The following is a 14,824-nucleotide window of genomic DNA, read 5'->3' as shown; positions in this document are numbered from 1 at the left end:
TACCATGCTATAGCACGGCAAATATTTTTTATTTATTGCTTACTTAGCCTTTAAATGGCGCAACTTACCGAAATAGAACAATATGTTATTGATAGAGTCAAGGAGAAAAGGATTCAAGCTGGGGACAAGATTTGGAGATGCGGCATACAAAGTTTACGTAGACTCGGTGCAGAAGAAAAGCGGAAAATTTTCTGCTGTTATTGAGAATACCGGTAGCACAAAGAATTTTGGAGCGCTGTCGATAACCCTTCCCGCCAACTATGAGGGCAAATCTATTCGTTTATCGGGTTTCATAAAAACAGAGAACGTAACCGAGGGATATGCGGGCTTATGGCTCCGTATAGATCCACAGATAGCTTTCGATAATATGTCTAACAGAGGTGTTACAGGAAGTACCGACTGGGCTCCTTTTGAAATAAATCTGCCACTTAATCCAAAAGAAACCAAACAAATAGTTCTTGGCGGCCTATTGGTAGGTAAAGGAAAAATGTGGTTAGACGATCTAAAGATCACCATTGATGGAACAGCATTAGGCGATCCAAAAATAAAGACCTTCCAAAAGGAACTTATTGCTGCCCAAGCAGATAAAACTTTTGATGATGGTTCGAAAGTTACTTTCCCCACATTAAATCAAGATTTAATTGATAATCTTGAGCTTTTGGAAAAAGTTTGGGGATTTATAAAGTATCATCATCCAGAAATTGCAAAAGGAAAATATAACTGGGACTACGAACTTTTTAGGTTCCTGCCTGATTATATAAAAATTAAAGACAAACAACAGCGGGATAACCTTCTTACAAACTGGATTAAAAATTATGGTGTGCTGTCGGAGTGTAAAACCTGCAAAGCCGCCCCGGCCAATGCCGTATTAAAACCAGATTTATCCTGGATCAATAATACAGGCTTATCAGTTAACTTAAAAAATAAACTTAACGATCTTTACAACAATAGAAATCAAGGCAAGAACTACTATATCTCATTTGAACCTGGTATAGGAAATCCGAACTTCTCCAATGAAAATCCTTATTCAGGATCGACCAATCCGGATGCGGGCTTTAGGTTATTATCTCTCTATCGTTACTGGAACATGATTAATTATTTTTTCCCATACAGGCATATTACAGATAAAAAATGGGATAGTGTACTGAAGGAGTATATCCCAAAGTTCCTGAATGCCAACGACAAACTTTCGTATGAACTTATAGCCGCAAAGCTGATTGGGGAAGTTAACGACACCCACGCAAACTTATGGGGAGGACGGGAAAAAAGTAATGCGCTAAGGGGAACCAAATTTGCAGCCTTCAAGGCGGAATTTGTGGAGAACCAACTGGTGGTTGTCGATTACTTTAATCCAGAATTTTCAGAATTGGCAAAAGTGAAAATCGGCGATGTAATCACACATGTTAATGGTAAGACAATTAATTCATTGGTTGATAGTTTAAAACCTTATTATCCTGCCTCTAATAGCGCGGCCAGGCTTAGAGATATGTCTATAGACCTTCTACGTAGCCCAAATAATACGATTTCCTTAAACTACCTCTCTGACGGTCAGAAACGGCAAGTTAATGTGCCAACATATGAGCGGCGGAATCTGCGCATGTACCATTGGTACAAGGTAGACAGCATCCAAAAATGTTATAAGTTATTGCCTGGAAATATTGGCTATGTCACGCTTGCCAATATTAAACAGGAAGACATTCCGGAAATAAAAAAGACTTTTAAAGAAACAAAAGGTATTATCATAGACATCCGTAATTATCCAAATACTTTTGTTCCATTTTCCCTTGGTTCTTATTTCGTGACTAAGCCAACCTCATTTGCAAAGTTCTCAATGGGAAATCCAGATAACCCGGGAGAATTTGTTTTTCGGGAAGGGGATAAAATTACCAGTGACAGTAACAAATATAAGGGAAAGCTTGTCGTACTTGTCAATGAGAATTCGCAAAGTCAAGCGGAATATACGGCAATGGCGTTCCGTGCGGTAAAAAATGCAACCATAATTGGAAGTACGACAGCTGGAGCCGATGGCAACGTTTCGACTATCTTTCTACCTGGTGGGCTTAGAACCATGATCTCCGGCATTGGCATTTACTATCCAAACGGAAAGGAAACACAACGTGTGGGTATCGTGCCTGACATTGTGGTAAGACCAACCATAAAAAGTATAAAAAATGGAAAAGACGAAGTGCTTGAACGGGCAATTAAAGTGATCACCCAATAGATATTCATGGTGGTTGCTTTTCTCTGACTGCCCCCTCTGTCCGTTAGCGTTAAGCATAGCGTATACGGATATTAGAGAACTTATAAACTCAAATATAATCGAGTTATAGACTCTTTTCTATTTGCTAATCGTAGAACATACATGGCCTGGGCCTTCCCAAATCGAACTCCGACGGGTATAAAAACACAAAAACCTCACAGTGCTGTGAGGTTTTTGTGATCCCGCTGGGATTGGCTCAGTCGCTCCAGGCCCGGACGCAATGCCTGAGCCTTCCAGAATCGAACCCGGCCTACCCTTCTGTTCGAACCCCGGCGGGATGAAAACAAAAAAACCCCAACTTTCGTTGAGGCTCTTCGTGATCCCGCTGGGATTCGAACCCAGGACCACTACATTAAAAGTGTAATGCTCTACCAGCTGAGCTACGGAATCATTTTCTCCCTTTAGAGGCTGCGAAGTTAGGAATTTAATTCGATCCTGCAAATGATAAACTTAAAATACTTAACAGAAAGTGACGATCAACAGGATAAGATTAAGTTAAATGTTTATTATTCATTTGGTTAATTAAAACCTAAAAATCCTTTTTTTTTATTTTTTATTAAATGGTTTAATTGAAAATCAATCAATCTGAAGACGAAACATATTTTAAGTTGGGCATAGAACCTTTTACACAAACATACTTAACGTTGAAATCGACCCGAAATTGAAGTCTCCCCCCTATTTTTTTTAGTTTTGTAAGCAGCGGCAAACAACATTCTTATTGGTTGTAAAAAAATTGTTGTTTTTTCTATTTCCATACTTATTTTCACACTTACAATTACACTCACTTTCTCTAATGAATATTGAAAATATTTATGGTGAAGATAAATGGGCTAAACTGGGTGGTTTCTCGCCAATTATCTCAGTCTTCCGGTCTTTCCATGCACTCACTCCAGAAATGGAAGATATTATTAACCGTGATACATTCCCTGTGCATTTTGCCAAAAATAAACATATTGCTTCGCCACTAAAACGCAACCGGTACATTTTTCTGATTTTGGAGGGGGCAGTTCATGGCTACCTGAAAATGGGAAATAAAAAAATTACTACCTGGATTGCTGCAGAAAATGAACTGGCAGGCACGATCAGGAATTTGTGGGAGAATGAAGCGTCTGATGAATACATTGAAACCATAGATCCGGTATTTGCGATTGCCATTCCACATGAGATGACGAAACTGCTTTACGAAAATTTCCCAATAGCAAACTACATAGGCAGAAAGATGACCGAAATTTATTTTCAGGGGGCATCTGAAAGGGCTTTTATCTGCAGGCTTCCAACTGCCATAAAACGCTATCAAAGGTTTTTGGCTTCATATCCATACCTCATTAACCGTGTACCATTAAAATATATAGCCTCGTTTGTAGGCATGAGGCTGGAAACACTAAGCAGAATCAGGAACAGGCCATAATGGTGACCAAAGTAAATTGTATCATAAGTTTAATTTCACCTTTAATTTGTCGTCAAACCGGAATATTATTTACTTTTCGACTCATTTAAAATAGCATTGTAAAAGCTGTTTATTGTGGTGGACTTAAAAATTAGCAAATTATAGTTTCAATTTTTTCAGATTTAATAACTGATTACGGTAGTTACAGATTTAGCAGGAATACGTACCTGTTTGGTATCCTGATATTGTTTATAGGGCGATAAATTGTATTGATCTGAGGTAACATAGGTTTTTACAGTACTTTGTTTATTTCCCTTAACCTCAATATCCAGATTGAGATCGTTTGCTGTAGGGTTAACCACTACGGTTACCAGCTTTTTATCTTGCATATAGGAGGATACATCAACCTGAGGCACACCTGTACTTAGGGTTTTCACCTGAACGCGCTTACTGCCGGCAGTAACAAAACGACTGTAGTTACCCAGGGCCCACAACATTTTACTATCGTAAACCTGTCCATCTGTTTTGTTTTTGTCGATATAAACCAGGCCATCCTTATAATCGCTGGCCGACACCGCCAGCCACCACTGCCATGAAGTAGCATTTGATAAAACCAGATCATGATGAATTAACCTTGCGATAAAAAGCGCTGTAACCATCCCCAGATCGCGCTTTTCGCCTTTAAGCACCTCATCACCCAGCACACAATATTCAGACATCCAATACCTTAAGCCTTTTATCTGTGCTACTGCCTCGGCCGTTTTTTTACGGACAGCAATAAATTTTTCTTCCGGGCTGGTGGTAAAATAACTATGAGCCGAAACAGATTGATCGATATTGGACAGGTTACCTACATAATTGGGCGAGGCAGGATTAAAGAACTGATCTACCTGGTTTCCCTTTGTACTGTTCCCGTTATTGTATAAATAATCGAGCTGTCCCGCTTCTCCTATCTGTATTTTAGTTTTAACCCGGTTTTTAACTAAAGCATCATTAATACCCCTGTAAAGTTGGGCCAGTTCGGTATTGTTATACGGACAGCCTTCCTGGTCATGTCCATTCCATTTCCACTGTGGTTCGTTTGCAGGGCTAAGGTAATTCAATTCTACTCCGGCTGTTTTTTTTATTCCCTTAATGGTCTTAACCAGGTAGTCGGCAAATTGGGGCAGTTTATCAAAATTCAGATTACAATTGCCATCCGTAGAGTAGGCTTTTCCATTTTTGGTAAACAACACATGTGGACTATTCACAAATCCGATAAATTGCTTTACCCCACGGTTTTTGGCTGCTTTTAAAAACCAAACTTGCCCTGGCATTACGTTCCAGTTATAACTACCATCCGGCTGTAAAAAAGCATATTGACGGCGCCATTCGTCGCCAATATCGCTTGCATTACCCTGGGCGGCGCTACCGCCACCAATACTAAAACGCCACATGTTAAGCCCAATACCAAGCGGTTGCCCTGCTTGTGTAGATTGGGTACTAAAAAGCCAATCGGCCATTTTATTCTTTTTTTCTTCCGGCCATAAGCCTGCAAACTGACAGCTCCATGCATCAGAAGCGCCAAAACCTTCGATGGTTTGGAAAGTGACGGCAGGATCTATTTCTATTTGTAGCGGCTTTTCTTGTGCAAGAGTTGTTCTGCCATATAAAAATAAAGCCAGACAGATCAAAAAACGGTTAAGACGCGAGGATAACTTTGACATAAAAAATTTAATTTCTATTGATTAAAATAATCAGGGGTTTGCTGCGATTTACCATATTGCATAATAAAACGAAATGCTTCCATGAATTTCATGATTAGAAAGGCGAATCGATAGGATAGCTAAAAAAGAGTTAACTGATGTAAAGATACGATTTACCACATTATTGTTCTGTCTGAATATACCTATCCGCAATACTTTACCTATTTACACATAGTGAAGTAAATTAAGATTTCCAACCAAGCCCGTGCGATCGTCATCCTGAACTTCTGCGCGGCCAGTCGGACGGGTGGCGCAGGATTTATCCGGTTGGTATTTTTTTTTTTGCCACGGAAACACAGATTGACACTGAAATTCAGTTCACCTTTGATTTTAGGCTTTAAGCTTTCTTTTTACTAAAAATCAGAATAGTCTGTCGGGTAAACAAATCTGGTATCGTTTTTAGAAACATTGTGCTGATACTCTGGCATAGCCGATAGCTTTTTCCAATAATCATCAGCCGAGAAAGCCTTCCAATGAGCATCTCTGTCAGTTTTATTTTCAAATGTGGTTAAATACATGAGGTTAGGCATATGGCTTCCGGCAATTACTTCGCCATAAAATACGGCATTGAAATTTAATCTTTTAAATAAACCGATCTCGTCTCCTTTATTAAACATTTGCACTTTGTTCTGAAAATATTTCTCCGTTGGTGCTTCGTAGCTTCTTAATTCATACACCCGTTCCCTCATCGGTGATTTTAGATTAGGCAACATAAAGTGAGGTGCATCTTCAAACGCTTTCAATACAATAGATTCCAGCCGCTCAAAAGGGGCATCTGAGTAAACTGCATCCAGGTAGGTTTTGCCATCAATAGCATATTGTTGATCTTTTGCCAGCTTTTTATCGAGTTCCAGAATTCCGTTAAGGGATTTTAAAGGAATAAATACATAGATCAGCTTTTCGGAAACTGCGGTCTGATCACTTACAATTGGTTTAAACACACCCACTTTAGCTATTCCGCTGCGGTGTAATGCCGGCAGATATGCTTTTTGCAAATAATCATCTACTGTTTTTTCCTGGGCATCGTTTTTCAGGTGATAAATTTTAATCTGATAAAAATCTACTGATGCATGAGCAACAGATGCACCAGATAACAGTACAAATAAAAACAATGAAAATATTTTAGTTTTTGGCAACATGGTTAAATAATATTTAATGCAAGTTGCCAAAGTAATCATTTATTTTGAAAGATTTGGATTTGGAGCTTCGGCATTGAGTAAATGTTTCACAAAGAAATCGCGTTTACGCCTACGCCCATAAACTCCCCCATCACTATGTCCCATGCCCGGAATGCTTAAAATATCGAAATTTTTATTCGCTTTGATCAATGCATCGGCCAATCTGTATGTTGATTCTGGTGGTACGTTTTCATCCGCTTCACCAACAATTAAAAATAGATCACCCTGTAGTTTGGCTGCATTGGTAATGTTAGATTGCTCGGCATAGTGCGGCCCTACCGGATAACCCATCCACTGTTCGTTCCACCATTGTTTATCAATTCGGTTATCGTGACAGCCACAGGCAGAAACGGCAGCCTTGTAAAACTCAGGGTGCGATAACAATGCACCTGTTGAGCTTTGCCCCCCTGCCGAAGTACCATAAATCCCTACCTTCGAAATATCCGCATTTGGATACTTAAGTGCCATGGCTTTCATCCATAATATCCGGTCAGGAAATCCGGAATCGGCAATGTTTTTCCAACAAACGTCATGAAAAGCTTTGGAGCGGTTGGCCGTACCCATGCCATCAATCTGTACCACAATAAAACCCAATTCGGCAATGCTCTGCATTTCACTGGCCGGCAGGAAACTTTTAGGCACAAAACTATCATGAGGACCCGCATAAATATTTTCGATAACAGGGTAAGTTTTGTTCGGATCCATTTTTGAAGGCAAACAAACAATGCCCCAAATATCGGTTTTGCCGTCCCTTCCTTTGGCTACAAACACTTCGGGCAGTTTAACCCCTGTAGCCAGATAAGCATCTGTTTTACCATGTTCTATTTCGCTTACTTTTTTTGCATTCTCAGTAAGCCTTAATTCAGTTATTGGCGGTACATTCACCTGCGAGTAGGTGTCGATATAATATTTGCGGTCGGGAGAAAAGCTGAGGTTATGGTTACCTTTTTCGGGCGTCAGGTTTACCAATCCTTTTCCATCAAAGCCAATCCGGTAGTAATGGATAAAGTAAGGATCTTCACCGGCATGCATACCATTTGCCCTGAACCATACCTGGCGTTTTACCACATCTACACTATCGATATCCCTAACCACATAATTTCCTTTTGTAATTAACTGCTGCTTTCCTGTCAAGGCATTTACCAGATAAAGATGTTGCCAGCCATCTTGCTCGCTCGTCCACAATATTTCATTGGTTTTAGGCAAGTATCTGGTATAAATGCGGTTTTCATAAATGAAGGTTTTGGTTTTCTCATCGATAATGTTTTTGGTTTTCCCGGTTAAAACATCCACTTCGATTACCCTGAAACGCTGGTGGCCGCGATCTACTTTCTCGTAGGTATAATACCTGCTGTTATTGCTGCGCCAATGCAGTTCCGGGGCACCAAAGAAATCAATCGGGTCTGCATCTACTTTAATGGCCGTTTTGTTTGCTACATTAAAAACATAGGGCTGATAAGCGGTAAAGTCATCACCAGGCTGCGCATATTCCCGCGTTTTTAATTGTCCGCGCGTAGTACCGGGAATAGAACTTAGTACATAATATACATTTTTAATTTCTTTCGGATCGATTTTATAGGCAACGATGTTTTTCCCATCGGGAGACCATGAAAATTCACCATAAGGTTTATCGGCACTACCATCAGTACTTAACTGGGTTTCTGCCTTTGTCGCCAAGTCGACCACAAAAAGATTGCCACCGCGGATCAGGATCTCACTTTTGCCATCCGGTGATTTTTTTAATGTGCGGTTTCCCTGCCAGCGCGATCTGCGTTGCTGTAAAGGCCGTTTGGCATTGTAACGATAAATAGTGCTATCATTTGTGTTGGTTAAACGATAATCTTTCAGGTTTAACTGGTACCAGTTATCTGCTATTTTTAATTTTGCAGTATTGCCCTGATCGGCAAAATATAGTTCTGAAAGCTGAATTCTTAACGGATTCTGTTTGTTACCGGTAACCTTTTCTATATTTTGCGCAAGTTGATCATGATCAAATGCAGTACGGCGTTTACCTGTTGCGGCATCTACATAATAATATTCCCATGTTTTGTTGGGAAGATTCTTTTTATACCAAAACGCCGTTCCGTCTTTTTTCCAGAAAGGAACGATATCATTATTGGTTGGGATATTACGTAACGTAGTATCCATTCTTAAGGATAACTGGTAAGCATCGGCCACTTCAGCGGCAGTAGGCGCATATGGCCGTAATATTGCCTGCTGTGCCAGCAATTGAACGGAAACAAAACTGAGTAAAATGAAGACTATTGATTTTTTAGTGTTGGCGTAAATGCTCATTACGTTTTTTTTTTATAAATATAATACTGCTGTTTTGCAGGTTTCTTATGGATTTTAATGAATAACGTCAATATTTTAACCCTTTACACAAGCTGATCTTTTGTTTTCAGATCATGACGGGCTATACCTCCTTTAATCAGGTAATAAACGGGGATCCCGATTAAAGTGATGATCAATCCCGGCCAGGTAAATTTAGGTTTAAACATGATCAGTAACAGGCAAAAGGCAAGGCCCATTACGATATAAATGACTGGCAATACAGGATATCCAAAGGCTTTGTAAGGTCTATTGGCATGGGGGCGTTTTTTACGGAGAATAAAAATTCCAAAAATAGTAAGTATATAAAACATTACCACCACAAAGGAGATCATATCCAACAGGTCGCCATATTTTCCGCTGATGCACCATAAACAAGCAAAAATACACTGTATCCACAATCCAAATCCAGGAACAGCATTTTTGTTCAGCGTACCCACTTTTTTAAAGAAAAGTCCATCTTTGGCCATAGAATAATACACCCTGGCCCCAGCCATAATTAAACCATTATTACAACCGAAGGTTGAAACCATAATCATTAAGGCAATAATGAAGGTACCAGCGGTACCAAAAATATGGTTGGCAGCAGAAACAGCCACACGGTCTTTATCTGCGTAAGCTATATCGTGTAATGAAAGTACGCCGGTATACATCACGTTGGTGAGGAGGTAAAGTACTGTAACGATAATGGTTCCCAGTGCCAGACTTAAACCAATATTGCGTGCAGGGTTTTTAATTTCGCCAGCGATAAAGGTAACGTTATGCCAGGAATCGCTGCTGAATATCGAACCTACCATTGCTGCAGCAATGGCACCGAAGGCCGCCAACGTGGTGTAAGAACCTATGCTTCCATCTGAAGATAATGGTCCTAAAACCCACATATTCTCCCAATTGGTTTTCCAGATTCCCTTGTTTAGAAAGAACAGTCCAAAAGCAATCAGACCAAACAGACTTAACAGTTTGGCCACGGTAAAGGTAGTTTGAATGACTTTACCGCCATTTACGCCCCTATTATTGATGTAGGTAAGTAAAACAATTACACCAATAGCCAATAGCTGTGCTGGTGAGATAGTAAAGAAGCCTAAATCAATGGCAACCAGATCTTCACTAAAGGCAGGCAGGAGATAAGCCGTAAACTTGGCAAATGCAACACCTACAGCAGCAATGGTTGCCGTTTGGATTACTGTAAAGAAACTCCAGCCATATAAAAAACTAATCAGCGGGTTGTATGCTTCTTTCAGATAAATATACTGTCCACCTGCTTTTGGGAACATGGCGCTTAATTCGCCATAACTTAATGCGGCAGTGAGCGTCATAAAGCCCGTAATCAGCCAAACCACCAATAGCCAGCCCGCGCTGCCTACATTTCGGGTGATATCGGCACTTACAATAAAAATACCCGAGCCGATCATACTGCCGGCTACAAGCATCGTTGCGTCCATCAGTTTAAGCGAGGGTTTAAATTGTGTGGTTTCTTTTTCAGTCATGTTGTGTTTGCTTGGTGTTTCGAAGGTGTTTATTGGTTTTATCTACTTAAGCTGATCGTAAAAATGCCATGAGGTTTTGAAATCGCGGGTTAAAGGCTGATTGGTTAAGGTAGCCCTGATCATTTCTACGGGTATGAGGTTTTGTTTAATGATGGCATCATGAAAATCCTTAAAGCTCATTTTGCCGCTTTCTACCAGTTCTTTTTTAAGCGCAAAAAGCTGAAGACCGCTGGTAAGGTAGGCCACCTGATACAAAGGACTATAGTCGCCTTTGAAAGACCGGCGTACTTCGCCTTCTGCATTGGCCCGTTCGTGCCCTACACGGTCGACCAAAAAATCAACACACTGCTGAGGGGTCCATTTTCCCAGATGGAAGTTCAGCGAAAAAAGAATCCTGGCACAACGGTGCATCCGCCAGAAAAGCATGCCCATTTTTTCTTCCGGTGTTTTGGCGAAACCCTTATCGTAGAGCAGAAGTTCCCAATATAAAGGCCAACCTTCTATGCTGAAAGGCGTTTTAAAAGGATCTCGATAGCTTTTATAACGGCTATTCATAAAATATTGATAATGGTGACCGGGTAAGAGTTCATGCTGTACCGTTCCTCTTGAAAAATACGGATTATTACCACGCATACTCATTAACTTATCATCTTCCTCCATCGTATTGGTTGGATAAGAAATACTGATTTCGCGCCCACCGGTAAAAAAGGGATTCACCAATTGCCGCTCGGCCGACATCATCACCATTCCCCAGGTTTCTTCTGCCAGTTCAGGGATATTGATCAGATCGTTAGCTTTAATAAAATTCAAGGCATCATCCTGTAATTTCACAATCAATTCTGGCTGCTTGCCCAATGGCACATAGCTATTTTTGATTTTTTCCTGTGCTTTTTTCCAGTCATTGCCAAAACCCATAGCGGCTGAAGCCCTCAAAAGCTCTTCATCGCAAAACTTAAATTCTTTTTCGGCAAGTTTGATCAGTTCTTCGGGGGTATACGGAATAAGTTCAGCATTCAGTTGCCTGATGAGTTCTTCCCTACCAATTGGGTTTCCTTTAATTTCAGATTTATTTGATTTTACGGCAAGAACAGCGTCCCCATCGTCAGTAAAAAGTTTAGCATAACTGGTTAAGGCAAGGTCTAACTTCTCGTAAGGTTTAGGTACCCACCAGGTAAAACCCGGCTCGTAATCCATATAAAATTGGTAGAAGCCTTTTAAACGATATTTCAAGCTCAAGCAGATGGCTGCTGCCATTTTATTCTGATCGGGTTTTAGTGTTCCTTTTTTGAAATTCAGACTTAGTGAATCAACTTGTTTTGCAATGTTTTCTATCTCTCCTGCCAACAAAGCACCATCTTTATAAGTACCTCTTCTTCTTAGATTTTCGAGCGCATAAATGGCATTGGCGAAAGTAAAATATTTTGATAAGGCATTATAATCTGCTGTTTCTTTACTTAAAAGCCAGACTGACGATTCGATCTCTTTTTTTAGGAGAATATAATCTACCTTGCCATGAATGCTAAAGTTTTCAAACCGGGCAGTTTTTAACTTGTTTAGGTAATCGTTATTGAGATCCTGCAGGCGTTTTCTTTGCGCCGGACTTTTAAAAGTGGCCATCGGATAAGAATATGTACCTCCGGTGGAATAAGGGTAGTAAAAATCGTTAATGGCATCAACATCCCTTTGATAACCTACAATCAGCGTACCCATTTCGCTGGTTTGTTCGTACAAACTTTCATTTGAACTTTGGGCGGATACAAAATGACCGGATAACAGGCCCACTAATAACAAAAGGGCAAAAAAGTTTAATTTGTTTGGCATGCGGTTCGGTTAAAAAAGGCAAATAGCATTGCCTCCATTTAAAAAAATGGTTAACTTTTTATATGAAACAATTACTGCTTAAGCGCCTATATAGCTTACCCTGCTTACATTATTGTAGGTATCGATATATGCCCTTGGTGATTGACCGATAATGCTTTTAAATACCCTGTTAAAATTGGTAATGCTATTGAAACCAGCTTTATAAGCCACGCCTGAAATACAATCGGCTTTTTCTCCTGATATCAGACTTTTGCAGGCATCATTGATTCTTACTTCATTTAAAAAGGAAACGAAAGTATGGCCGGTATGTTTTTTGAAATACCTGCAAAATGCCTGTGGCGTCATAAATGCAGCATTGGCTACATCTTCTAATGAAATTTGACTATTATAGTTTTCGGTGATGAAGTTGATGATTTTGCTTAAACGCATCCCTTCATTTTCTGTTACGTTAGATGAATACATATCAGAACATAACGGTTCCACATTTTCATTTAAATCCTGAAGACTGTTAACCAATTTTAGAAAGTTAAACAATACATCAACCCCCGCTGCCTGGTGTACATTGAGCATTTTGCTTACTATATTTTTAGCAAATGCATCCGGAACCTTGAAACCATGCTTATTTTTTGCTAAAAACGCACTGGCCAGCTTCATTTCAGGAAGATTAAATAAAGCAGCTAAAATACCGTTCGGATTAAAGTAAATAGAACATGCTTTAATGGTTTTATTGCTATCAACAGCGAAATATTCGGGATTGCTTTTAAACAGATGCGGAAGTTTGGCTCCAATTAAAAAAACATCTCCTGGCCGGAAGGCATGCATATCATTTCCTGCAAGTAACGTCCCCTCTCCTTTTTCTATATACGTGATCTGCCATTCATCGTGGCGGTGCAGGTATTGATAAAAATAAGGCGATTCAATTTGTTCCGATATCACACTTTTATCATCAGGAACAAGCATGGTAAATGGTAATACTTTCATAATCCAGTTAGTTAAGTTTGGTTGTTGATTATGAATTGAATATATGAATATTAACTCAAATAAACCAATAAATTCTATATAAGGTTAAAATACTGCTATAATTTGATAAAATATGACGGATTTAATCAGTAATCTGGCTACTATCAATATAGTTATAAAGATTATAACCATATACCGGAAGAGGAGAAAAAACAATTGCCTAGGAAGGTACTGGTCTGGATTGGTAAGCAACCTAAGTACTTAAAAAGTGCCGGGATTACAAATTACGGCTAACAGAATGGCTGGTCTGGATTAGTAAACCATAGGAGAATGCCCAGTGTCGGGATTACAAATCCCGGCACTGGGCAAAGAAACCAAATATTTATTAAATTATCGAACCAATGCGTATGGTTGTATATTGATATCAGTTGCTATACCAGAAACAATCTGGCTAACCAACAAACCTGTTGCAGGCCCTAAACTTAACCCCATCATGCCGTGGCCGGTTGCGATAATCAGATTTTCTCTTTTTTTGCATCTGCCAATGTATGGCAAACCATCAGGTGACGAAGGGCGGAAACCATACCAGATATCTTTTTCTACAGGAACTGCTGGCTTTAAATCGGGGAAATATGCCGGAACCGATTCTACGATGCCTTTAACCCTTTTCATATTAATGCGGGTGTTAATCTTATCTAACTCCATTGTGCCGCCGTACCTAAGCTGACCATTCATTGGTGTGATGGCCACCCTGGCTTCGCATAGTAATGCCGGGATGGTTAAACGCTGTTGAGGTTCAGGTTCCATAAAAGAGTAACCTTTACCGGGCATTAAAGATATTTTAGCATCAGCCATTTTGGCTATTGCCGGCGACCATGAACCAGCCGCTAAAATATACTCATCTGCCTCCCAGGCGGTATTCCCTGTAAAAACCTTTGTAATGCGATTACCTGAGGTTTCAATTTTGTCCACTTCTTTGTTACGTACAATATTAACACCATTGTTTGATAAATACGTAAGTAAAGCATTCATCAATTTTGTTGGATAAAGGTGCGCATCGCAACGATAATGTACCGCTCCTAAAACATCTAATTTTAAATCTGGTTGTAAAGCACGGCATTCATCGGCAGTTAGTACAGCCATGTCCAGGCCAAGTTCTATTGCCTTTGCAGCTAAATGTCCTTCTTCTTCCGCAGCTTTTTCGGTTTTATAAAATGCGAGAATGCCATTTTTAGTTAACTCGAAATCAAAATCAGGCTCTTTGGCCAGGCCTTCATATAGTTTTTTGCTTAGTAAAGATAAATCACGTAATGGCACTGCCGCTTGGTCTACATGTTTTGCAGTGGCATATTTCATAAATTTTAAGCCCCAACTAATCAGGTTTGCATTTAGAGAAGGGCGAACATAAAAAGGACTTTTGCTATCGAACATCCAACGGATCCCTTGCTGTATCATCCCTGGTGCTGCCAAAGGGACAAAATGGCTTGGCACAATCATCCCTGCGTTACCAAATGAGCAGTTGTCGGTAATATCTCCCTTATCCAAAATTGTTACTTCGTAGCCCCTTTTCTGTAAATAGTATGCTGACGTTAGCCCCACTATTCCACCACCTATAATTAATACTTTCGACATGCTTTTTATTTATACTGCTGATA

The 14,824-nt window shown here is 39.9% G+C and carries 9 protein-coding genes and 1 tRNA gene; 2 read left to right on the top strand and 8 right to left on the bottom strand.

From position 1 onward, the window contains the following. The first annotated feature begins 82 nt into the window (after positions 1–82). On the top strand, positions 83–2,221 hold the full coding sequence (locus ACK1I8_RS05555) for a S41 family peptidase (protein ID WP_412468346.1): 2,139 nt from the start codon (positions 83–85) through the stop codon (positions 2,219–2,221). A 356-nt stretch (positions 2,222–2,577) separates the two neighbouring features. On the opposite strand, the gene ACK1I8_RS05550 is transcribed toward ACK1I8_RS05555, so the two are convergent. Continuing rightward, a tRNA-Lys gene (locus tag ACK1I8_RS05550) sits at positions 2,578–2,650 on the bottom strand. 403 nt (positions 2,651–3,053) lie between these two features. Here ACK1I8_RS05550 and ACK1I8_RS05545 point away from each other — a divergent pair. Then, positions 3,054–3,668, top strand: coding sequence for a Crp/Fnr family transcriptional regulator (locus tag ACK1I8_RS05545; protein WP_412468345.1), 615 nt, complete (start codon positions 3,054–3,056; stop codon positions 3,666–3,668). Between the two features lie 161 nt (positions 3,669–3,829). Here ACK1I8_RS05545 and ACK1I8_RS05540 read toward each other — a convergent pair whose 3' ends face one another. The 7 genes from ACK1I8_RS05540 to ACK1I8_RS05510 all read right to left on the bottom strand — a co-directional run bounded on the left by ACK1I8_RS05540 (position 3,830) and on the right by ACK1I8_RS05510 (position 14,801). Next, a complete protein-coding gene (locus ACK1I8_RS05540) occupies positions 3,830–5,353 on the bottom strand; it encodes a glycoside hydrolase (protein WP_412468344.1) in 1,524 nt (507 codons plus the stop codon). A 392-nt stretch (positions 5,354–5,745) separates the two neighbouring features. Then, positions 5,746–6,531 (bottom strand): NIPSNAP family protein, encoded by a 786-nt coding sequence (locus ACK1I8_RS05535; RefSeq protein ID WP_412468343.1) that lies wholly within the window; start codon positions 6,529–6,531, stop codon positions 5,746–5,748. Between the two features lie 39 nt (positions 6,532–6,570). Continuing rightward, the gene (locus ACK1I8_RS05530; RefSeq protein WP_412468342.1) at positions 6,571–8,865 is read right to left on the bottom strand and encodes a DPP IV N-terminal domain-containing protein; all 2,295 of its coding nucleotides are present in this window, start codon (positions 8,863–8,865) and stop codon (positions 6,571–6,573) included. An 83-nt stretch (positions 8,866–8,948) separates the two neighbouring features. Next, positions 8,949–10,388, bottom strand: coding sequence for an APC family permease (locus ACK1I8_RS05525; RefSeq protein WP_412468341.1), 1,440 nt, complete (start codon positions 10,386–10,388; stop codon positions 8,949–8,951). A 42-nt stretch (positions 10,389–10,430) separates the two neighbouring features. Then, on the bottom strand, positions 10,431–12,209 hold the full coding sequence (locus tag ACK1I8_RS05520) for a DUF885 family protein (protein ID WP_412468340.1): 1,779 nt from the start codon (positions 12,207–12,209) through the stop codon (positions 10,431–10,433). 78 nt (positions 12,210–12,287) lie between these two features. After that, positions 12,288–13,190 (bottom strand): AraC family transcriptional regulator, encoded by a 903-nt coding sequence (locus ACK1I8_RS05515; RefSeq protein ID WP_412468339.1) that lies wholly within the window; start codon positions 13,188–13,190, stop codon positions 12,288–12,290. Positions 13,191–13,559: 369 nt separating this feature from the next. Continuing rightward, positions 13,560–14,801, bottom strand: a complete 1,242-nt coding sequence (locus ACK1I8_RS05510) for an NAD(P)/FAD-dependent oxidoreductase (RefSeq protein WP_412468338.1) — start codon at positions 14,799–14,801, stop codon at positions 13,560–13,562. Positions 14,802–14,824 lie beyond the last annotated feature (23 nt).

The sequence above is a fragment of the Pedobacter sp. KLB.chiD genome (assembly GCF_047040275.1).
Lineage (GTDB): Bacteria > Bacteroidota > Bacteroidia > Sphingobacteriales > Sphingobacteriaceae > Pedobacter.
This window is presented reverse-complemented; position numbering and strand designations above follow the sequence as displayed.

Bases quoted from the DNA above. Each gene is read 5' to 3' on its own strand.
- ACK1I8_RS05555 (WP_412468346.1), top strand. From the start codon at position 83: ATGTTATTGATAGAGTCAAGGAGAAAAGGATTCAAGCTGGGGACAAGA.
- ACK1I8_RS05545 (WP_412468345.1), top strand. From the start codon at position 3,054: ATGAATATTGAAAATATTTATGGTGAAGATAAATGGGCTAAACTGGGT.
- ACK1I8_RS05540 (WP_412468344.1), bottom strand. From the start codon at position 5,353: ATGTCAAAGTTATCCTCGCGTCTTAACCGTTTTTTGATCTGTCTGGCT.
- ACK1I8_RS05535 (WP_412468343.1), bottom strand. From the start codon at position 6,531: ATGTTGCCAAAAACTAAAATATTTTCATTGTTTTTATTTGTACTGTTA.
- ACK1I8_RS05530 (WP_412468342.1), bottom strand. From the start codon at position 8,865: ATGAGCATTTACGCCAACACTAAAAAATCAATAGTCTTCATTTTACTC.
- ACK1I8_RS05525 (WP_412468341.1), bottom strand. From the start codon at position 10,388: ATGACTGAAAAAGAAACCACACAATTTAAACCCTCGCTTAAACTGATG.
- ACK1I8_RS05520 (WP_412468340.1), bottom strand. From the start codon at position 12,209: ATGCCAAACAAATTAAACTTTTTTGCCCTTTTGTTATTAGTGGGCCTG.
- ACK1I8_RS05515 (WP_412468339.1), bottom strand. From the start codon at position 13,190: ATGAAAGTATTACCATTTACCATGCTTGTTCCTGATGATAAAAGTGTG.
- ACK1I8_RS05510 (WP_412468338.1), bottom strand. From the start codon at position 14,801: ATGTCGAAAGTATTAATTATAGGTGGTGGAATAGTGGGGCTAACGTCA.